Raw genomic sequence first — 20,166 nt, forward strand, 5'->3', positions numbered from 1 at the left:
TGGTGTCAGCGGTGGCGCGACGGCAGGACCGGCGCAAGCCGTGGGAACCCTCCGTTCATCACCGAGCACACACAGTAGTTGTCCCGCGTTCGGATACGGAGCTCAGTTGGGAAACTTGCCCACAGAGCATCCCGCTCTGGTATGAGGCTTCGTACATCAGCGCGAAATCCCTCAATCGGTCGGGGACTTGGGCCGGGCTCGGGGCCGTACGGTCGCCCCACGCGACCGGCAGTCGACCCGCGCCCGGCAGCCGATGCCCTGCTACGCGGACGGGAGGATCACCGAACGGGTGAGGTGGCGCGGGCGGTCCGGGTCGAGGCCGCGCTTGTCCGCCAGGGCGAGGGCGAGCCGCTGGATCCGTACCAGCTCGGCCAGCGGGTCGAGGCGACCGGCCACCCACAGTCCGCCGGTCGCCCGGACCTGTTCACCGAGGCCCTCCGGGGCGGGCCCGAGCGCCCAGGTCGCCGTTCCCTCGGTCGTGATGCTGATCGGACCGTGGCGGTACTCCATCGCGGGGTACGCCTCGGTCCAGGACAGGGACGCCTCGCGCATCTTGAGCGCGCCCTCCTCCGCGAGACCGACGGTCCAGCCCCGGCCGAGGAAGGTGAACTGGGTGCATTCGGTCACGCCGTCGGGAAGCGGATCCGCGAGGGCCTTCTCCGCGTCCGTGACCGCGGCATCGGTGTGCAGCCCGAGATGGGCGCGGAGCAGGGTGAGGGCCGTGGTGGCGAAGCGCGTCTGGACGACGGACCGTTCGTCGGCGAAGTCCAGCACAACCAGATCGTCGGCGGCCGACCGCACCGGGGTGGCGGGGTCGGCGGTGATCGCGGTCGTCCTGGTCCCGCCCCGGACGTCCGCGAGCAGTCGCAGCACCTCGGTGGTCGTACCGGAACGGGTCAGCGCCACGACCCGGTCGTAGCGGCGCCTGGCGGGGAACTCGGAGGCGGCGAAGGCATCGGTCTCCCCCAGTCCCGCGCCTTCCCGGAGCGAGGCGTAGGCACGGGCCATGAACAGCGAAGTGCCACAGCCGACGACGGCCGTACGCTCCCCGGGCTCGGGCAGTTCGCCGCGCAGCCCTTCGGCCAGCGTCGCCGCCCGGCGCCAGCACTCGGGCTGAGTGGCCAGTTCGGTCCCCACATGCGTCATGCGCGTCTCCGCTCCCCAGAAACAGTATGATTTTTTCTGCATGGTAGATGACGTTTTCGATCACTAACAAGCAATCACCACGCAGCGTGCGCGCAGACGCACCCGCACAGCGAAGGGGACGCGGTGAATCGTCACGAACGGCACACGGCCTTGCTGGAACTGCTGACCGAGCGTCATCAGCTGGAGGTCGAGGCCGTCGCCGCGGAGCTGGCCGTGTCGGTGGCGACCGTCCGCCGCGACCTCGACCATCTCGCCGAGCAGCAATTGCTGACCCGCACCCGGGGCGGTGCGGTGGCGCACTCCGTCTCGTACGAACTGCCCCTGCGCTACAAGGCGGTGCGGCACGCCCAGGAGAAGGAGCGGATCGCACGGGCCGCGGCGGCGATGGTCGGGCGGGGCATGGTGATCGGGCTGAACGGCGGCACGACGACCTCGGAGGTGGCCAGGGCCATCGCGACCCGCTCCGATCTGGCGGGCACGGCCACGGAACCGGCGGTCACGATCGTCACCAACGCGCTGAACATCGCCCACGAGCTCGCGGTCCGACCGCACATCAAGATCGTGACCACGGGCGGGGTCGCGATGCCCCAGTCGTACGAACTCGTCGGACCGCTGGCCCGGCACATCCTGGATGAGGTCAGCCTGGACATCGCCTTCCTCGGTGTGGACGCGGTCGACGCGGAGTCGGGCGCCGGCGCGCACAGCGAGCACGAAGCGAGCATCAACGCCCTGCTCGCCGAGCGGGCACAGAACTTGGTGGTAGTGGCGGACAGCTCAAAACTCACCGCCCGCGCCTTCGCCCGAATCTGCCCGACGCAGAGCATCGGAACCCTGATCACAGACTCCGGCGCACCGGAGCAGGCCGCGCTGTTCAAGGAGCGCGGAGTAACTGTCGTCCAGGTCTGAAAATCTCCGGTGCCCGAGCCCAGAGGAGGGTTCACCGACCCCCGTACCGGATTCTCCGCGATGTCGTCAACGCAAGCAGCTCGTGCTCGCGTTGAGCGCTGAGGCCGGCGTGTCTTGGTCGATCCAGACCCTGCGTCGAGCAGTGGTTCGTGCGCAGAAGGATCGCGCCGGTCGCTCCGATCCTGAAAGGGGAGTTCCACGGAACGAAGCCGTCACCAGCAACAACTCGGCGTGCGTATGCAGGATTCCCGGTCGCGCTGTGACATTCCCCCAACCCGTCGCGCCTTCCCGCCACGCCTATCACCTGCGCATACTCCAGGACCGTCGCGCCTTGAACCGTTGACGGGCGACGGTCGATCAGATGGAGCTGATGGAATAGATGACGTCACACATGGTCTCTGCGACAGTCGCCGGCACGTGGACGCTCGGTGACCTCACGGTCAACCGGATTGGTTTCGGCGCCATGCGCTTGACCGGCAGTGCCGCCTTCCACCAAGGCACACCCAGCGACCGCGGCCAGGCGATCGGCGTACTGCGCCGCGCGGTTGAACTCGGCGTCAACCACATCGACACCGCGGCCTTCTACTTCTCCCGGCTACGCTCCGCCAACGAACTGATCAACGCGGCGCTGTCACCGTATTCGGACGATCTCGTCATCGTCACCAAGGTCGGCCCGGCGAGGGATGCCGGCGGCGAGTGGGTCACCCCGGCGCGGCCCGACCAACTGCGCGGCCAGGTCGAGGAGAATCTGCGTCAGCTCGGCCGCGACCACCTCGACGTGGTCAACCTGCGCCTCATGGGCCAGGAATCCATCAGCGAACGCTTCGGCGCCCTCGCCGAGCTGCGCGCCGCAGGGCTTGTCCGTCACCTCGGTATCTCTGGCGCCCGCCCGGAGCACCTGGCCCAGGCGCAGGAGATCGCACCGGTGGTGTGCGTCCAGAACCCCTACGGCATCGCCGCGCCCGGCGGTGACGAGATGCTCCGGGAATGCGCGGCGCACGGCATCGCGTTCGTGCCCTTCTTCTCCATCGCCGGGGAGGGGCGCGAGGCCGGAGCCGTCAAAGCCGAGCACGACCAGGTCGACGCCGTGGCCCGCGCGCACGGTGTCTCGTCCGCCCAGGTCCGCCTGGCCTGGACCCTGCAGCAAGGCGCCCACGTGCTGGCCATCCCCGGGACCGGCAACCCGGAACACCTCGTCGACAACGTGGCAGCGGGCGCACTCCGGCTTGCGGTGGAAGAACTCCAGCTACTCGATTCGACCGGCCGCCCCGCATCCTGATGCCGGCCACATCAACCGTGCTCGAGCACGCTCCGTAAGCCGAAGCCGCACGTGATGGATGAGGCAGGGCCTAAGGGCTGTCCCGTAATCCGTGGCGGGCGCACGACGACAGCTACGGCACCTCGCTGCGTTGTCGGAACGCCCGAATACATCCAGTATGCGGACGTCCCTCCGCCTTGCGATGCACCGTATCTGACGCCGTGCGCTGATCCACCACGGATTACGGGACAGCCCTTAGGAGGAGGACGCGGTCTCGGCTGTCTTTTCGGTGCCGGCGTCCGTGTCGGTGGGGTCCGGGACCGCCAGGGCGGGGGCCACCGGCCAGCCGCCCGGGGGTGTGGCCGCGACGGAGCGCCACCAGGGGGCGGTGGGCACGTCGTCCGTGGTGGGTTCGAAGGGCTGGCCCGGGCGCGGCAGTGCGATCCCCGCGCCCGCTTCGGCGGCGGCCGCGACCGTACCCTCGCCGGGTTCGGCCCACGGGTGCGGGGCGAGGTTGAAGGTGCCCCAGTGGATCGGCAGCATCACGCCGGACGGCCGGTCGCCCTGGAGATCGAGATGGGCGCGCATGCCTTCGGCCGGGGTCATATGAATATCGGGCCAGTACTCGCTGTACGCGCCGATCTGGATCATGGTGGCGTCGAAGGGGCCGTGCTCGGCGCCGATGTCACGGAAGCCGGGGAAGTAGCCGGTGTCCCCGCTGTGGTAGATCCGGTGCTCAGGGCCCGCCACGGCCCACGACGCCCAGAGCGTGTGCTGCTGATTGCGCAGGCCACGGCCGCAGAAGTGGCGCGCGGGGGTGGCGGTGAGCCGGATGCCGGCGATCTCGGTGGACTCGTTCCAGTCCAGTTCGCGCAGCCGGGACGCGGGCACGCCCCAGCGTTCCAGGTGGGCGCCGACGCCGAGCGGCACCGCGAAGACCGTGTCCGTGGAGACCAGGGCGCGGATCGTGGGCAGATCGAGATGGTCGTAGTGGTCGTGGGAGATCACGACCACATCGACGGGACCGAGCGAGGCGAGCGGTACGGGCACGGGGTGCAGCCGCTTCGGGCCCACGAAGGCGAAGGGCGAACAACGCTCACCCCATACGGGGTCGAAGAGCACCCGCCGGCCGTCGATCTCGGCGAGGACGCTCGAATGCCCCATCCAGGTGAGCCGCAGGCCGGACGGCGGGGGTGCCGCGAGGTCCGCGAGGGTGGTGGAGTGCACGGGGATGGTGCCGACCGGGGCCCGCCGCGCCCGCGCTTCCTTCTGGAAGTAGACCTTCGCGAACTCCAGGCCCGAGCCGGACGGTCTGGTCCTGGCCCCCACCGGGTTCTGGAACACCCCGTCGACGAAGTTCGGCGAGCGGTGGATCCGCTCCAGCCTCTCCCCTGCCGAGTCGGCCCCGAAGGCCGCGGACCGCAGCGAGCGCAGCCGGGCGCGCAACGAAAGGGGGGAACCAGCGCCTGTCACAGCACCTCCTGGAGGTTCGGTGTCGTCCTCATTATGGCCGGGGACGTAGATCGGTGCGGGTCGAGCCGGCCGAAGCACCACCCGCCGCTGTGTCCAAGCACCATCCACCCCCCTCGTACGACCGTGCAACATCGCCCATGCCCCCGGGATTCCCGGGTACGCCCCATCCGCCGGAGCGGTCTCTTTGACAGGGGCGATCACGGTCTCGATACTGAACGACGGTTCAGTTAGTCATTCGATCGTATGTACGCCAACGCGACGACGGGTCGTCGCCCCCTGGAGGCCCCATGTCCGAGTCCGCGATGACCGGCGGCGAGGCGCTGGTGCGCGCACTCGCCGTCCACGGCACCCGTACGGCCTTCGGCATCCCCGGGACGCACAACCTGGAGATCTACCGCCATCTCGACCGCTACCGGATCGCTCACGTGACGCCCCGTCATGAGCAGGGGGCCGGATACGCCGCCGACGCCTATGCCCGGGTCAGCGGTTACCCCGGTGTCGCGATCACGACGACCGGTCCCGCCCTGCTGAACATCGCCGCCGCCGTCGGCCAGGCGTACTCGGACAGCGTGCCGCTGCTCGTCGTCTCCCCCGGGATGCCGCTGCGGCATCCGCGGCTGTCCACCGGGCTGCTGCACGAGATGCGCTCTCAGACCGAGACGATGCGGGGCGTCGCCGCCTTCAGCCACCGGGTGTCGTCGGTCGAGGAGATCGGCGCGGCGGTGGCGCGGGCGTTCACCTTGTTCGGTACGGAGCGGCCGCGGCCCGTCCACATCGAGATCCCGCTCGACCTGCTGGAGGCGGCCGAACCGGTGGGCGACGTACAGCTCCGGCCGCCGTATGTGCCCACGGTGCCCCATGCCGCTGTGGTCCGGGAGGCCGCGGGCACCCTGCGCGCGGCGCGGCGGCCGGCGCTCGTGCTGGGCGGCGGCGCGCGGCGGGCCGGCGCCGAGTGCCTGGCGCTCGCGGAGGAGCTGGGCGCGCCCGTGATCACCACGGCCAACGGCAAGGGCATCGTCGCCGAGACGCATCCGCTGTCGCTGGGCGTCTCGCTGCACAGCCCCGCCGTACAGCGGTGGCTGGCGGACCGCGACGCGGTCGTCGCCGTCGGCACCGAACTCGCCGAATCGGACCTCTGGTCGGCCGGGCCGCCCACGCTGAACGGCACGCTGGTACGGGTCGACCTCGACCCGGCGCAGATGTACGGAGGGCTCCAGGCCGGGCATCCGCTGGTCGGGGACGCCTCCGCCGCGCTGCGGGCGCTGCTCGCCGCCTGCCGGCAGCACGGCCCCGGGGCCGCGTCCGGTCCGGGGCGCGACGACGCGGCACGTACCGACGTCGTACGGCTCCGGGGGCAGCGGGACGCGGAGACGGCCGGGCGGGACGCCCGCTGGGTGCCCTTCCTGCATGCCGTACGGTCCGTGCTGGACGCCGACGCGATCATCACCTCCGACAGCGCGCAATGCTGCTACTACGGCGCTCTCCCACATCTGCCCGTCGGCCCGGAGGGCAGATTTCTCCATCCGACCGGCTTCGGCACCCTGGGCTACGCGCTGCCCGCCGCGATCGGCGCGAAGACCGCGGTCCCGGGGCGGCAGGTGGTCGCCCTGAGCGGGGACGGCGGCTTCCAGTTCTCCGTCCAGGAGCTGGCCACCGCCGTGCAGTCGCGGCTTTCCCTGCCCGTCGTGGTGTTCGACAACGGCGGTTACGGCGAGATCCGGGACGAGATGGCCGCACGCGGCGACGCTCCGGTCGCCGTCGACCTCGCCCCCGTCGATCTGCCCGCGCTCGCCCGTGCCTACGGCGGGCGGGGTGAGCGCGTGGACACCCCGGCGGCGCTCGCGGACGCCCTCACCCGGGCGCTGGCCGCCCCCGTACCCACCGTGATCACCGTCCCCGAGGAGACCGCCCGATGACGACGAACACCGCCACGACAGCGACGGCGACCGGGGCTGAAACCGGGACCGGGTCCGGGACCGCCGTGACCGCTCCGCTGATCTCGCTCACCTGGACGGACCACGTCACCGGCCGGCAGGGCTTCCTGGTCGTGGACCGGCTGGTCCGCGGGGTCGCCAGTGGCGGTCTGCGGATGCGTGAGGGCTGCACCCTGGACGAGGTGACCGGCCTCGCCCGCGGGATGACCATGAAGGAGGCCCTGCACTTCGACGCGGAGGACCCGACGGTTCGTTATGTCCCCCTCGGCGGCGCCAAGGGCGGCATCGACTGCGATCCGCGCGACCCCGGTGCGTACGGCGTGTTGGTCCGCTTTCTGCGCGCCACGCGGCCATACATCGAGCACTTCTGGACCACCGGCGAGGACCTGGGCCTCACCCAGGACCTCGTGGACAGCGCCGCCGTCGAGGCCGGTCTCGTCTCGACCGTCCAGGCGATCCATCCGCTGCTGGACGACGAGGAGGAGGCCCGCCGGCGCCTCGCCGACGCCTTCGCCGTGGAGGTCGACGGCATCGGTCTCGATGAACTGGTCGGCGGCTGCGGGGTCGCCGAGTCGGCACTCGCCACGCTCGACCGGGCGGGAACGGCGTACGAGGGGACGCGGGTCTCCGTCCAGGGGCTCGGCACCATGGGCGGCGCCACCGCGCGCTTCCTGTCCCGGGCCGGGCTGAAGATCGTCGCCGTGGCCGATGTCCGGGGGACCATCACCCATCCGGACGGCCTGGACGTCGAAGCGCTTCTCGCCGCCCGGGACGCGTACGGCACGGTGGACCGGTCGGCGCTACGGCCCGAGGACCGGGAAGCGCCCGGCGACGCGTGGCTGTCCGTCGACGCGGAGGTGCTGGTGCCCGCGGCTGTCTCGTACGCCATCGATGCCGGCAACCAGGCCCGGATCAAAGCTCGTTGGATCGTCGAGGCGGCGAACATGCCGGTGCTGGCCGAGGCCGAGGAGCTGCTGGCGCGGCGCGGGATCACGGTGCTGCCCGACGTCGTGGTCAACTCCGGTACGAACGCCTGGTGGTGGTGGACCCTCTTCGGCGATATCGGCCCGGACGCGGACGAGGCGTTCGCCCATACCCGCCGGGCGATGCGCGGGCTGATCGACCGGATGCTGGAGCGCGCCGACGCGGACGGTACGACTCCGCGCGCCGCCGCGCACGCCATCGTCGCCGACCGGCTGCCGGTCATCGCCCTGCGGTACGGCCGGTATCGCTGAGCCTGCTGGATAGGGTGGCAGGCGTGGCGAGAGTGCGGCTGGGTGTGGAGGAACGGCGCGAGGCCCTGCTGCGCGCCGCCATCGGGCAGATCGAGGCGCGGGGTGTGGCGGCGCTGCGGATCTCCGATGTCGCCGCCGTGCTCGGCGTCAGCAACGCGCTGGTGCTGTACCACTTCTCGACCAAGGAGAAGTTGGTCGCGGCCGCGTTCGCCCATGCCGCCCGGGACGATCTGGCCCAGCTGCGCACGCTGCTCGGCCGGCGCACCACCGCGCTGGCGCGGCTCCACGGCGCGGTCCGCTGGTACGCGCCGACGGGCGAGGCGAAGGGCTGGAAGCTGTGGATCGAGGGATGGGCGGCGGCGCTGCGCGAACCCGCGCTGCGTGACGTGGCCCGCGATCTCGACCAGCAGTGGAAGGCGGCTCTGACCGAGGTCATCGCGGAGGGCTCGGCCACGGGTGAATTCCGGTGTACGGACCCGGCGTCGGCGGCCTGGCGGCTCACCGCGCTGCTGGACGGGCTCGCGGTCCAGATGACCTCGTACGCGGGTTCGCTGTCGCGCTCCACCCTGCTGGAGTGGGCGGACGCGGCGCTCGCCCGTGAGCTGGGTGTCGACCTCGCGGTGCTCGACGGCCCCGGGGGATAGGGCAGCGGCCGTAGTGTGGCGGACGGACATCCGAACCGGAGAGGGAGACTGTGGCACAGCAGCGGACCGACCAGCTCGATCAGAGCGATGGCACCGACCGGACCCGGCACGACCAGCAGGCCGACCGGCTCGGTCAGCCCGGTCCACTCGGTCACGATGTGCTGGTCATCGGGGGCAGCGGGGTGGACACGGTGGTCCGGGTCGACTCACTGCCCGTGCCGCTCGCCGATTCGGTCGGCGTGGGACCGATCCGCGAATGGCCCGGGCACACCGGCGGCAATGTGGCTCTCGGCTGCCGGCAGCTCGGACTGAACGTCAAGTTCCTCGACTACATAGGGGATGACTGGACCGGCGGCCAGGTCCGCGAGCGGCTCGCCAAGGGCGGGGTGGACTTCGAGGCCCTGATCTCCCCGGCGGGCACCCGGCGCGCGGTCAACCTGGTCGAGAAGACGGGCCGCCGGATGTCCTTCTACGACGCCCGGGATCCGGACGATCTGCGGATGCCGCGCGACTTCTATCTCCCTCATCTCGAGCGTGCCCGCCATGTCCATCTGTCGATCACCAACTTCGCGCGGTTCCTCTTCGATGACATCCAGGCGCTCGGGGTTCCGGTCTCGACCGATCTGCACGACTGGGACGGTCTCGACGACCAGCACAAGGATTTCGCGTTCCGCTCCGATCTGGTGTTTCTCAGCGCGGCGGGGGCGAGCGAGCGGATCGCCTCGGTGATGCGGGAGATCCTGCGCGAGGGCCGGGCCGAGGCAGTGGTGGCGACGGCGGGCGCCGGCGGCTCGTACCTGATGATCCGTGAGGGCAGCCGCACCCCGCGCCCGATCCGGGCGACCGTCCCACCCGCGCCGGTGGTGGACTCCAACGGTGCGGGTGACGCGTACGTCTGCGGATTTCTGTACGGACGGCTGGCCGGCCGGGATCTCGAGGAGTGCGCCCGGCTCGGCGCGGTGGCCGGTGCCTATGCCTGTACGGGCGAGGGCGGCGCGGCGCTGATCGACGAGGACGGACTGCTCGCGGCCAAGGCCTGAGCGACGCGCCGCCGAGCGGCCCCGGGCAGGACGGGTCCGGGGCAGGACGGGTCCGGAGCAGGGCGTGTCCGGGCCTTTCAGGTCTGGCTCGTCGGTTCGTATGCCTCCGCTTCGAGCCCGAATGTCCAGGCGACGCCCTCCTTCGCCGTCCTGGCGGTGGGGGGCACCCGCAGCCAGTAGGTGCGGTGCGACCCGTCCGGCTCCGGCGTGGAGTTGACCACCTCGACCATCACGACGTCCTCGTCGCCGTCCAGTGCGATCCGCCAGAGTATGCCGGTCTCGTCGCGGTGAACGGGCTGCGCGTCCGACTCGCTCAGATAGCGGTCGTAGCCGTAGTACTCGAGCATCACGCGGCGCAGTTCGGCGTTCGCCTCGGCGCGGATCCGTTCGGGAGTCAGCTCCGGCAGCTCACTCAGGAACGCGGCCGGGACCGGCATCCCGCGCCACGCGTACAGGGCGAAGCCGTCGGGGTAGGCCAGCGCGGGGCCGTCCCCGCGGTCGAGACGGCCCGCTTCGTCGCGATGCAGGGCGACGGGACGCTCACAGATCACCACGGCGTGTTCGTACGGCCACCACCAGCCCGCGTGCCGCGCCACCTCGGCCAGTCCTTCGAGGCGCTCACTGCGGCCGTCGAACGCCGCGAGCCAGGCCGCGTCGTGCTGCCCGAGCACCGCGTCGAGCAGCACCGTCCGGATCCCGGCCGTCTCCGAGGGCTTCTCGGCGAGCGCCTCGACGACCCCGGTGCGTATCCGCTCGGCGAGCGCCCGGGTGGTGTCCCAGAGGCGGGCGCCGGTGACGCTCCAGTGCTCGGCCCAGCCGGCCGGGCCCAACGCGTCGTGCACCCTGCGCCGTTCCTCCGCCCAGGGATATGTGCGCACGTCATCGCGCACCGACCGTCCTGCGTCGGTCAGCGACCGCGCGGCCCGCGCGCCGGCCAGCGGTGACCCGGCCCAGATGATCCGCTCCGGCTCCGCCAGGCCCGCCCTTCGGTAGGCGAGCCGCACCCCGTCCTCGGCGGCCGGCCGGTCCGTCGCACCCGTCGCCGCCGCGACAGCCCGCCATGTGTCCACGTAACTCATGTCTGAAGCCCCGTCCCCTGTGGTCCCTGTGGTCCCTGTCCGGTGTCTGCGCACCGCTGTTTTCCGTGCCGTTGCGTGCCGCCGCTGGTGCGCGGCGACGGAGGTCCGCGCTCAGTCCGCGACGACGCGCACCGCGCCCGGCAGGTACTCGCGCTGGCGCACCACCCGGAACCACCCCTGGGGCAGCGGTATCGCCGCGTGCTCCTCGTGCACCACCCGTCCGCCGTCCGGGAGATGGAGAAGCATCGGCCCGGCCTGGTCACCCGGCTCACGGAAGAGCCGGCCGGGACCGGTCACGGCGTGGGCATGACCGGTGACCTCACCGAGCGCCAGGACCAGCCGGCCGCGCGCGTCCCTCGGCTCGCCGGACGCGGCCGCGGCGTCCACGAACTGCGACGGCACCGTCTCTTCCGCGACGGGCATGATGAGCACGTCTCCTTGCCGGTACATGGCTCTCCCCTCCACCGGCGGCGCCGAGTGCGCCGAACCTGTGAACGACGCTAAGGGGAGGGTCTGACAATCCGGCCCCGACGACGGGCGTTGTCAGTGGTGCTTGGTAGAACTGCTCGCACGTCAGCCGATCAACGTCACCCGGTGTCTGGAGCATCCGCCATGACCATTTCGAACCATCTGCAGGAGCTGTACGGCCTGCCCGCGTTCGACTTCCCCGGCGCCGAAGCGACGGCGGAGCTCCCGGCTCCGGCTTCCGTGGCCTGGCGCGTCTCGGTCGATTCGTACGAGGCCGAGGAGCAGTGGGAGGAGGCGTTCACCCGCTTCACCGACGCGGTGGACACCACCGAGGTCCGGGCTCTGATCGTCGGCTCCTGGAGCGACGCCTACGAGTCGGGGCCCGGCGAGGTCATCTCGGCCCTCGTCGCGGCGAGCGGGCGGCTGCCGGCGCTGCGCGCCCTGTTCCTCGGCGACATCACGTTCGACGAGTGCGAGATCTCCTGGATCAACCAGGGGCTGGTGACCCCGCTGCTCGACGCCTTCCCCGCGCTGCGCGAGTTCGGGGTCCGCGGCGGCCAGGATCTGCGCTTCCCCGCCGTCCGGCACGACCGGTTGCGCTCGCTGACCATCGAGACGGGTGGCCTGGACGCCGAGGTGGTGCGCTCTGTCGCGGCGAGCGACCTGCCCGCGCTGGAGCATCTGGACCTCTGGCTCGGCACCTCGTGGTACGGCGCGAACGCGCAGGTGGCCGACCTGGCACCGATCCTGGCCGGGTCGCGGCTCCCCCGGCTGCGGTATCTGGCGCTGCGCAACAGCGAGATACAGGACGAGATCGCGACAGCCCTGGCGGGTGCCCCGGTCGTCGCCGGTCTGGAGATCCTCGATCTTTCGATGGGCACCCTCGGCGACGAGGGCGCCGAGGCGCTGCTCGGCGGCCAGCCGCTCACGCACCTCAAGAAGCTCGATCTGCACCACAACTATCTGGGTGAGGCGATGCGGGAGCGGATCCTCGCCACGCTCGGCGCCGCCGGTGTGGAGGTCGACCTCGCCGACAGCGGGGAAGTGGACACCGAGGACGACGGCACGGAGCACCGCTACACCGCGGTGGCGGAGTGACCCGATGCCGCCCCTGAGCAGCCCGGTCCCTGGCCGTACGGCTGTGAGCGATTCGGTCCCGGGCGTTACGGATCTGAGCGCTTCGGTCCCTGGCGGTACGGATCTCACCCTCGCCGTGGTCGGGAATCCCGGCAACCGCCGCGTCACCCTGTTCCAGGACGCCGTGCGGGCCGCCGGGCTGCCCGCCGCCCGGGAGGTGGCCTGGCTCGATGTGCTGTGCGGGCAGGCCCGGTTCACGGCCGGTGAGACGGTACGGATCGACTCCCCGGGCGAGGACCCCGAGGTGGAGCGATTGCTCCGCGGTACGGACGACCCGACACGGGTCGAAGGCACCGCGCGCTGGTACGAGACGTTCACGGCCGCCGCCCGCGGGCTCGGCCGGGCGGCCCGCGCCGCCGGAGCGGATCTGCTCGACGATCCGGACGAGCTGGCGGTGCTCTTCGACAAGCGGCTCTGCCACGGCGTGCTGGACACGGCGGGGGTGCCGGTTCCCACGTCACCCACCTCGTCACCCGCCTCGGGATCCGGCGCTCCGGCCGTGTCCGGCTGGCCCGAGGTGCGGGCCCTGATGGCGGCGGCCGGGCTGCGCCGGGCGTTCGTCAAGCTCGCCCACGGCTCATCGGCGTCCGGGGTCCTCGCCGTCGAGACGGCGGGCCCCGGGCGGGTGTGCGCCACCACCTCCGTCGAGCGCGACGCCTCGGGCCGCCTCTTCAACTCGCTGCGGGTGCGCCGCTACACGACCGAGCGCGAGGTGGCGGCGATCGTCGACACCCTCGCGCCCGACGGGCTGCACATCGAACGCTGGCTGCCCAAGGCGGCGCAGGACGGCCGGTCGGCCGATCTGCGGGTGGTGGTCGTCGCGGGCCGTGCCACCCACGCGGTCGTACGGACCAGCCGCTCCCCCATGACCAATCTCCACCTCGGCGGGGCCCGGGGGGATCTGGGCGCGGTCCGGGCCGCCGTCGAGGCGTCCGGCGGCAGCTGGGCCGCGGCTCTCGCCGTCTGCGAAGAGGCGGCCGGCTGCTTCCCCGGCACCCACTGCGTGGGCGTCGATCTGCTGCCCGCCCCGAGCTGGCGGCGGTTCGCGGTCGGCGAGGTCAACGCCTTCGGCGACCTGCTGCCCGGTCTCACGGGACTGCCCGGCAGCGGCGCCGACGGCCTGGACACGTACGCGGCGCAGCTCGCCGCCCTGCCGACACGTGCGGCCCGCCGCCCCGGACGACCGAGGAACGCGCATGCGGACACCTGACATGAACGAGGTCGTCGGACAGGACGATCTGCTGCTCGTCACTCTCGACACCCTGCGCTTCGATGTGGCGGAGGAACTCGCCGCGGCGGGCCGGATCCCGCATCTCGCCCGCCATCTCCCGGACGGCCGCTGGGAGCGGCGGCACGCGCCCGGCAGCTTCACCTACGCCTCCCACCAGGCGATCTTCGCCGGTTTTCTGCCCACGCCCGCCGAGCCGGGCCCGCATCCGCGGCTGTTCGCCGCGCGCTTCGGGGGCAGCGAGACCACGGCCGACCGGACGTTTGTCTACGACACCCCTGATCTGGTGTCGGGCCTCGCGGCGGCCGGCTATCACACGGTGTGCGTCGGCGGGGTCGGCTTCTTCAATCGGCGGGGCGCGCTCGGCTCCGTCCTGCCCGGCATGTTCCAGGAGAGCCACTGGGAACCGGAGTTCGGTGTGGCCTCCCCGGCCTCCTTCGAGGCCCAGATCCACCGGGCGGAGCGGGTGGTCGCCGGGCTGCCGCGCGAGCGGCGGCTGTTCCTCTTCGTCAATGTCTCCGCGCTGCACCAGCCCAACTGGTTCCATCTGCCCGGCGCCACCCGGGAGGCGGGCGACTCCCGGGCCACGCACGCCGCCGCCCTCGAATATGTCGACCGGCACATAGGCCGGCTCTTCGCCGCCGCGAGCAGCCGCCGCCGCTGCTTCACGATCGTGTGTTCCGACCACGGCACGGCCTACGGCGACGACGGCTGGACCGGGCACCGGCTGGGCCATGAGGTCGTCTGGACCGTGCCGTACGCCCACTTCTTCCTGGAACCTGGGGCCGCCCGATGAACACCGCCACCACCACCGCACCCCGTCCGTACGAGAGTTATGTCTACGCCTATCCGCACAAGACGGCGTACCGCCCGCTCGACGACCGCCCGGCGCTGCGCGACCTGTGGGCCGGCGAGCGCAAGGACGCCCTCTCCCTCTATCTGCACATACCGTTCTGTGAGGTCCGCTGCGGCTTCTGCAATCTCTTCACCCGGATCGGCGCTCCCGACGAGCTGACGACGCGTTACCTCGACGCCCTCGACCGGCAGGCGACGGCCGTACGCGACGCGCTCGGCGAAAATGGCGGGAGCGGCGGAAGCGGCGCGAGCGGCGACGGCGGCGACGGCTCCGTACGGTTCGCCGCCGCGGCCTTCGGCGGTGGCACGCCCACCTACCTCGACCCCGATGAGCTGGACCGGCTCTGCGACATCGCCGAGAAGCGGATGGGCGCCGATCTGCGCGCCGTCCCGCTCTCCGTCGAGACCTCCCCCGCCACGGCCACCGCCGACCGGCTCGCCGTGCTCGCCGAGCGCGGCGCCACCCGGCTGAGCATCGGTGTCCAGAGTTTTGTCGACGCGGAGGCGAAGGCCGCCGTGCGCCCGCAGCGCCGCGCCGAGGTCGAGGCCGCGCTCGGCCGGATCCGCGAGGCGGGGATCCCCGTCCTCAACATCGATCTCATCTACGGCATCGACGGCCAGACCGAGGAGACCTGGCGCCACTCCCTGGACGCCGCGCTCGCCTGGCAACCCGAGGAGCTGTACCTCTATCCCCTGTACGTACGGCCCCTGACCGGCCTCGGCAGGATCGGCACGGCCAGCGACGCGGCCTGGGACGCGCAGCGGCTGCGGCTCTACCGGCAGGGCCGCGATCACCTCCTCACACAGGGCTACGAGCAGGTGTCCATGCGGATGTTCCGCCGCCCCGGCTCCCCGTCCCAGGGGGCCGACGACCACGCCTGCCAGACCGACGGCATGATCGGCCTCGGCTGCGGAGCCCGCTCGTACACCTCGGGGCTGCACTACTCCTTCGACTACGCCGTCGATATGCGCGAGATACGGACGATCATCGACGCGTACACAGTGGCGGAGGACTTCTCACGGGCCGAGGTGGGCTACCGGGTCGACGGTGACGAGCCGCGCCGTCGTCATCTCCTCCAGTCGCTCCTACAGGCCGGGGGCATGGAAGTGGCCGGCTACCGCGAGCGGTTCGGCAGCGGCCCCGCCGAGGACTTCCCGGCCGAGCTGGGCCGGTTCGCGGCGCTCGGCTGGCTCGACGGCGGCGCGGGCCCCGGGCTGCTGCGGCTCTCCCCCGAGGGGCTCGCCCACTCGGACGCCCTGGGCCCGGCGCTCTTCTCTCCCGCCGTACGGGCCGCGATGGCCACGTACGAAGCGAAGTGAGACCCCGTGGACCTGACGATCCTCTACCGCGGCCCGCTCTCCTCCTGCGACTACGACTGTCCGTACTGCCCGTTCGCCAAGCGGCGCGACAGCCGCGAGCAGCTGCGCGCCGACCGGGCTGCCCTGGAGCGCTTCACCGCCTGGGCGTCGGCGCAGACGGAGGACCGGCTGTCGGTCCTGTTCACCCCCTGGGGCGAGGGTCTGGTCCGCTCCTGGTACCGGCGGGCGCTCACCGAGCTGTCCGGGCTGCCGCATGTCCGCCGGGTGGCCATCCAGACGAATCTCAGCTGCCGCACCGACTGGCTGGCGGACGCCGACCCGCGGACGCTGGCCCTGTGGTGCACGTACCACCCGGGCCAGACGCCGTACGACCGCTTCCTGGCGAAGTGTCATGACCTGGCCGACCGGGGCATCCGGTTCAGCGTGGGCGTCGTCGGCCTTCCCGGCCATCAGGAGCACGCCCGACGGCTGCGCGCCGAGCTGCCCGGGCACATCTATCTCTGGATCAACGCGGCCGAGGGGCACAGCTATACGGACGAGGAGGCCGCCCGCTGGACGGAGCTCGATCCGCTCTTCCCGTACAGCCGTCATCCGCACCGCTCGGCCGGTCTGCCGTGCCGTACGGGTGAGTCGGTGATCTCGGTGGACGGGGAGGGTACGGTACGGCGCTGCCATTTCGTCCGCGCCGAGCTGGGCAATCTCTACGACGGGTCGTACCGGCGGGCGCTCGGCCCTCGGGCCTGCCCGCTGGCTGTGTGCGACTGTCATATCGGCTATGTGCATCTGGAGACGCTGCCGTTGTACGACGTCTTCGCGGGCGGGGTACTGGAGCGGATCCCGGCGGGGGCGTAGCGCGGCGCCCGGCACACCCCCGCCGTCAGTGCTTCAGCGGCAGCAGATCGGGCCGTTTGGCCGCGACATGGTCCCCGGAGGAGACGCCGCGCAGCCGGCGCCCGATCCAGGGCACCAGATACTCCCGTGCCCAGTGGATGTTGTCGCGCCGCACCTCGAACGTGCCGCGCGGCTGCTGCGGCGGCCACACCTGGTCCGGGTCTGCGGGCACGTCGAGGCCGAGCACCTGTGCGGCGCGCAGGGCGACACGGGTGTGTCCCTCGGGTGACAGATGCAGCCGGTCCCCGTCCCAGGCCCGCCTGTCCTGGACGGACTTGAGGGACCAGAGGTCGAGCACGGGACAGTCGTAGCGGTCGGCGATGGACCGTACATGAGCGGTGTACGTGGCGATCTTGCCGCGCAGATGGCGCAGCACGGGGACGCCCCGGGTGTCGAAGCCGGTGGTCACCATGACGGTGCCCACGGCGCCGGTGAGGTCGGCGACGGCGCGTTCGAAGCGCTCGGCGACATCGTCGGGGTCGGTGCCGGGCCGGATGATGTCGTTGCCTCCGGCGCAGAAGGTCACCAGGTCCGGGCCGAGTTCCTTCGCGCGCGGTATCTGCTCGTCGACGATCTGGTCCAGCAGCCGGCCGCGTACGGCGAGATTGGCGTACCGGAAATCACCGTGCACGGCGTCCGCCGTCTCGCCGGAGACCGGAAGCTGGTCCGCGAGCAGAACCGCGAGGCGGTCCGCCCAGCCGACATACAGCCCGTCGGGCCCCGGATCTCCCACGCCTTCCGTGAAGCTGTCACCGATCGCCGTGTACGACCCGAATACGCCTCTTCTTCTTGATCTCGAATCGTCTGCCACAGCAGCACATCTTTCACCCGTGGATGTGACCTACGCGACCGTAAGAAGGAGTTGACGGTGGGTGAGATATGCCATCGGTCAAGATTCACCCAAGCGGGAATACGCGAAATGATCTCCGCCCGGCACTCCGGGTGCCGGGCGGAGGTGATGCCATATCAGGGCTTCACCGATCAGATGGAGACGCCGTGCTGACGGAGGAATTCCAGCGGGTCGATGTCCGAGCCGTACTCCGGGCCGGTCCTGATCTCGAAGTGCAGGTGCGGTCCTGTGACATTGCCGGTGGCGCCGGAGAGCCCGATCTGCTGGCCCTCGCTGACGGTCTGGCCGGCGGAGACGGAGAGGGAGGACATGTGGCCGTACTGCGAGTAGTGGCCGTCGCTGTGCTGGATGACGACCTGGTTGCCGTACGAGCCGCCCCAGCCGGCCGTCACGACGGTGCCCGCGCCGACCGCCTTCACCACGGTGCCGGTGGAGGCCGAGAAGTCCACACCGGTGTGGTAGCCGCTGGACCAGCTGCTGCCGGAGGCGTGGTACGGCGTGCTGGGCTGCCCGCCGTCGATGGGCAGGGTGAAGCCGGCATCGCTGCTCGGCACGGGGGTCTCGGTGGCCGGGGCGGTGGGCTCCGTGACGGTGGACGGCTCCGAGGGCTCCTCGGACGGCTCCGCGGGCTTCGTGGGCTTGCTGGAGGTCGTGGCCGGGGTCGCGGAGTGGGCGGCTCCGGCCTTGGCGCCGAGGGTGAGCCGCAGGCCGGGGTGGATCAGCGACGGGTCGGCGCCGATCGCCTTGCGGTTGTCCTTGTACAGCTTGTGCCAGCCGCCGCGGACCTTGTGGTCGCGGGCGATCTTGGACAGATAGTCGCCGGCGACCACGGTGTAGAGCCTCGGGGACTTGGCGGAGGCGGACAGGCTCTGGGCCGTGTGCGCGACGGAGGCGGACTGCGGCGCGGCCTTCTCGGCGGCGTGCGCACCGGTGGCGCCCATGAGCGGAAGCGCGAGGGCGGCCCCGCCCGCGCCGGCAACGATGAATCCGCGGGCAATCGGGTTGGACTTGGGACGGCGATGCTTACCGGGCATGACGAATTCCTCTCCGGCGCCTGCGAGGTAAGCTGTCGGGTTCGGGCTGGAGATGCCCGGCCGCGCGTGCTGCGCGACTTCACCCCAAGCCGGTCCTGGCCTAAGGGCCGGCGTACTACCTGGGTTCCCCGCTCCTGCCACGCGTGGATGGGTGAGTGCGAATTCCGAGCGGCGGCAGGATTTGGCGTTCCGCTCGGATTGAGGGTGAACGTAGGCGAGTCGGGACGGCCTGAACAAGCCCTCTGATTTCCGCCGATGACACCCGCTTCGATATCACCCGGGAATTCCGGTCACCCTGCGTGGATTACCGATCTTCGGATTCCATGTGAGGCAGCAATTCCGTTTCTTGGTACAGCCACGCAACGTCACGGATATGATCCTGCTCACTGGTCGAGGCCCATCTCCCCCTCGACCGGGGCATCTTGGGCTAAATATCTCAATACGGACAGATGATGATTTGGGCGATATCAACCTGTGCGTGATGTCCGAATAATGTCAATCTGCATCCCGTGCGGTCGAACTGATTGCCGTGCGAACAGATGTCGTAGGGTCAGGAGTCGACATCGTCGGCGAGCAGCGCCGACGGCAGACACGGAGGAGCAGGCCGTGACGCAGCAGCTGCCGCAGGTCCCGTCGACCGAGCCCGAGCTGTCCGGAGTGCGCAACTTCCGTGACGTGGGCGGGCTGCCGACCACGGACGGCCGACGGGTTCGGTACGGACGGCTCTTCCGCAGCGGCCATCTCGCCAACGCCACCGCGGCCGACGCCGCCTTCCTCTCCTCCCTCGGCCTGCACACGGTCTTCGACTTCCGCAATGCCGCCGACCTCAAGCTCGACGGCGTGGACGTGGAGCTGGCCGGGGTGCGAAATGTGAACATTCCGCTCACCGACCCGACCGACGGCGCCGAGTTCTGGAAGATGGTCCGGGACGGTGATCTCGACCAGCTGCGCTCGCTCCTGTCGGACGGCAAGGCCGCGGACCGGATGATCAACTCGTACCGGGCGATCATCACGGACCGCGTCGCCGAGCACAGCCGGGTGCTGCACGCCCTCGCCGAGGAAAGCGTCCCGGCGCTGATGCACTGCGCGGCGGGCAAGGACCGGGCCGGTCTCTCCATCGCCGTGTCCCTGCTCGCGGTCGGGGTCGAGCCCGAGGCGATCGAGGCCGACTATCTGAAGTCGAACGACCCGCACCGCCGTTATCTCGTACGCCGCAGCGACAACTCTCCCGCCGGCAAGTCCCCCGAGGTGATGGAGCTGCTCAGCCCGCTCTTCGACGCCCGCGCCGAATATCTCGCCGCGGCCTTCGAGACCATCGGGAAGACCTGGGGCACCACCGACCGCTATCTCACCGAGGGCCTCGGCCTCGCCCCCGAGACCCGCGAGCGGCTGCGCGCCCGCCTCCTCGACGAGAGCTGACCGCGCGGCGGCGGACCGGCCGCCCCGGCCCTCGCCGCCGCCCCTACTGCCCGCGCGCTCCCAGTTCGAAGAGCAGATAGAGGAAGCCCGCGAAGAGATGGCCGGCCACCAGATAGGCGAAGAGCCGGATCACCAGCCCCCGGGGGAACGACTTCTCCTCATGCGCGACGCGCGCCGGCCGGGCTTCCGGCTCGGCAGGCGTCGCGGCCGGGTTCCCGGCTGGATTCTCTGACATGGTGACTGGCCTTT

General features: G+C 71.1%; 19 protein-coding genes and 1 riboswitch. Of the genes, 12 read left to right on the forward strand and 7 right to left on the reverse strand.

From position 1 onward, the window contains the following. Positions 1–261 precede the first annotated feature (261 nt). The gene (locus ACFVWW_RS04710) at positions 262–1,146 is read right to left on the reverse strand and encodes an SIS domain-containing protein (protein WP_384193663.1); all 885 of its coding nucleotides are present in this window, start codon (positions 1,144–1,146) and stop codon (positions 262–264) included. A 123-nt stretch (positions 1,147–1,269) separates the two neighbouring features. Here ACFVWW_RS04710 and ACFVWW_RS04715 point away from each other — a divergent pair, with 123 nt between their 5' ends. Together ACFVWW_RS04715 and ACFVWW_RS04720 are read left to right on the forward strand one after the other, a co-directional pair. Continuing rightward, complete coding sequence (locus ACFVWW_RS04715; RefSeq protein WP_386875928.1) at positions 1,270–2,052, forward strand: DeoR/GlpR family DNA-binding transcription regulator; 783 nt, start codon at positions 1,270–1,272, stop codon at positions 2,050–2,052. Positions 2,053–2,431: 379 nt separating this feature from the next. Beyond that, the gene (locus tag ACFVWW_RS04720; RefSeq protein WP_386875929.1) at positions 2,432–3,331 is read left to right on the forward strand and encodes an oxidoreductase; all 900 of its coding nucleotides are present in this window, start codon (positions 2,432–2,434) and stop codon (positions 3,329–3,331) included. 234 nt (positions 3,332–3,565) lie between these two features. Here the strand turns inward: ACFVWW_RS04720 and ACFVWW_RS04725 are convergent, their stop codons facing one another. Next, a complete protein-coding gene (locus ACFVWW_RS04725; RefSeq protein WP_384191120.1) occupies positions 3,566–4,783 on the reverse strand; it encodes an MBL fold metallo-hydrolase in 1,218 nt (405 codons plus the stop codon). A 287-nt stretch (positions 4,784–5,070) separates the two neighbouring features. Between ACFVWW_RS04725 and ACFVWW_RS04730 the strand changes: the two genes are divergently transcribed. From ACFVWW_RS04730 to ACFVWW_RS04745, 4 genes are all read left to right on the forward strand, one after another. Further along, complete coding sequence (locus ACFVWW_RS04730; RefSeq protein WP_386875931.1) at positions 5,071–6,699, forward strand: 5-guanidino-2-oxopentanoate decarboxylase; 1,629 nt, start codon at positions 5,071–5,073, stop codon at positions 6,697–6,699. A gap of 65 nt (positions 6,700–6,764) precedes the next feature. After that, complete coding sequence (locus tag ACFVWW_RS04735) at positions 6,765–7,952, forward strand: Glu/Leu/Phe/Val dehydrogenase dimerization domain-containing protein (protein ID WP_386876740.1); 1,188 nt, start codon at positions 6,765–6,767, stop codon at positions 7,950–7,952. A gap of 23 nt (positions 7,953–7,975) precedes the next feature. Further along, entirely contained in the window at positions 7,976–8,596 is a 621-nt protein-coding gene (locus ACFVWW_RS04740) for a TetR/AcrR family transcriptional regulator (protein ID WP_384333205.1), read from the forward strand. 161 nt (positions 8,597–8,757) lie between these two features. Next, positions 8,758–9,636: a carbohydrate kinase family protein gene (locus ACFVWW_RS04745; RefSeq protein ID WP_386876742.1), complete on the forward strand. Its 879-nt coding sequence runs from the start codon at positions 8,758–8,760 to the stop codon at positions 9,634–9,636. 77 nt (positions 9,637–9,713) lie between these two features. Here the strand turns inward: ACFVWW_RS04745 and ACFVWW_RS04750 are convergent, their stop codons facing one another. Together ACFVWW_RS04750 and ACFVWW_RS04755 are read right to left on the reverse strand one after the other, a co-directional pair. Next, complete coding sequence (locus tag ACFVWW_RS04750) at positions 9,714–10,715, reverse strand: DUF6745 domain-containing protein (protein WP_386875933.1); 1,002 nt, start codon at positions 10,713–10,715, stop codon at positions 9,714–9,716. A 111-nt stretch (positions 10,716–10,826) separates the two neighbouring features. Then, entirely contained in the window at positions 10,827–11,165 is a 339-nt protein-coding gene (locus ACFVWW_RS04755) for a hypothetical protein (RefSeq protein ID WP_386875935.1), read from the reverse strand. Between the two features lie 162 nt (positions 11,166–11,327). Between ACFVWW_RS04755 and ACFVWW_RS04760 the strand changes: the two genes are divergently transcribed. The 5 genes from ACFVWW_RS04760 to ACFVWW_RS04780 all read left to right on the forward strand — a co-directional run bounded on the left by ACFVWW_RS04760 (position 11,328) and on the right by ACFVWW_RS04780 (position 16,575). Continuing rightward, the gene (locus ACFVWW_RS04760; protein ID WP_384333208.1) at positions 11,328–12,281 is read left to right on the forward strand and encodes an STM4015 family protein; all 954 of its coding nucleotides are present in this window, start codon (positions 11,328–11,330) and stop codon (positions 12,279–12,281) included. 73 nt (positions 12,282–12,354) lie between these two features. Further along, a complete protein-coding gene (locus ACFVWW_RS04765) occupies positions 12,355–13,530 on the forward strand; it encodes an STM4014 family protein (RefSeq protein ID WP_386876744.1) in 1,176 nt (391 codons plus the stop codon). 1 nt (position 13,531) lies between these two features. After that, positions 13,532–14,344, forward strand: a complete 813-nt coding sequence (locus ACFVWW_RS04770; RefSeq protein ID WP_384191126.1) for an STM4013/SEN3800 family hydrolase — start codon at positions 13,532–13,534, stop codon at positions 14,342–14,344. Further along, positions 14,341–15,723 (forward strand): STM4012 family radical SAM protein, encoded by a 1,383-nt coding sequence (locus ACFVWW_RS04775; RefSeq protein ID WP_386875937.1) that lies wholly within the window; start codon positions 14,341–14,343, stop codon positions 15,721–15,723. Before ACFVWW_RS04770 ends, ACFVWW_RS04775 begins: the two co-directional genes overlap by 4 nt. A 6-nt stretch (positions 15,724–15,729) precedes the next feature. Then, positions 15,730–16,575 carry an STM4011 family radical SAM protein gene (locus ACFVWW_RS04780; protein WP_386875939.1) on the forward strand — a complete coding sequence of 282 codons (846 nt, stop codon included), beginning with the start codon at positions 15,730–15,732 and terminating at the stop codon, positions 16,573–16,575. Between the two features lie 25 nt (positions 16,576–16,600). Here the strand turns inward: ACFVWW_RS04780 and ACFVWW_RS04785 are convergent, their stop codons facing one another. Further along, positions 16,601–17,425 carry an SGNH/GDSL hydrolase family protein gene (locus ACFVWW_RS04785; RefSeq protein ID WP_384191097.1) on the reverse strand — a complete coding sequence of 275 codons (825 nt, stop codon included), beginning with the start codon at positions 17,423–17,425 and terminating at the stop codon, positions 16,601–16,603. A gap of 170 nt (positions 17,426–17,595) precedes the next feature. After that, a complete protein-coding gene (locus ACFVWW_RS04790) occupies positions 17,596–18,498 on the reverse strand; it encodes a peptidoglycan DD-metalloendopeptidase family protein (protein WP_386875941.1) in 903 nt (300 codons plus the stop codon). A gap of 4 nt (positions 18,499–18,502) precedes the next feature. After that, positions 18,503–18,662: riboswitch (cyclic di-AMP (ydaO/yuaA leader) on the reverse strand. 442 nt (positions 18,663–19,104) lie between these two features. Here ACFVWW_RS04790 and ACFVWW_RS04795 point away from each other — a divergent pair. Beyond that, positions 19,105–19,917 carry a tyrosine-protein phosphatase gene (locus ACFVWW_RS04795; RefSeq protein WP_386875942.1) on the forward strand — a complete coding sequence of 271 codons (813 nt, stop codon included), beginning with the start codon at positions 19,105–19,107 and terminating at the stop codon, positions 19,915–19,917. 43 nt (positions 19,918–19,960) lie between these two features. Here the strand turns inward: ACFVWW_RS04795 and ACFVWW_RS04800 are convergent, their stop codons facing one another. Continuing rightward, positions 19,961–20,152: a DUF6126 family protein gene (locus ACFVWW_RS04800; RefSeq protein WP_384191090.1), complete on the reverse strand. Its 192-nt coding sequence runs from the start codon at positions 20,150–20,152 to the stop codon at positions 19,961–19,963. Positions 20,153–20,166 lie beyond the last annotated feature (14 nt).

The organism is Streptomyces sp. NPDC058198 (genome assembly GCF_042882605.1).
In the GTDB taxonomy this organism is placed as follows: Bacteria; Actinomycetota; Actinomycetes; order Streptomycetales; family Streptomycetaceae; genus Streptomyces.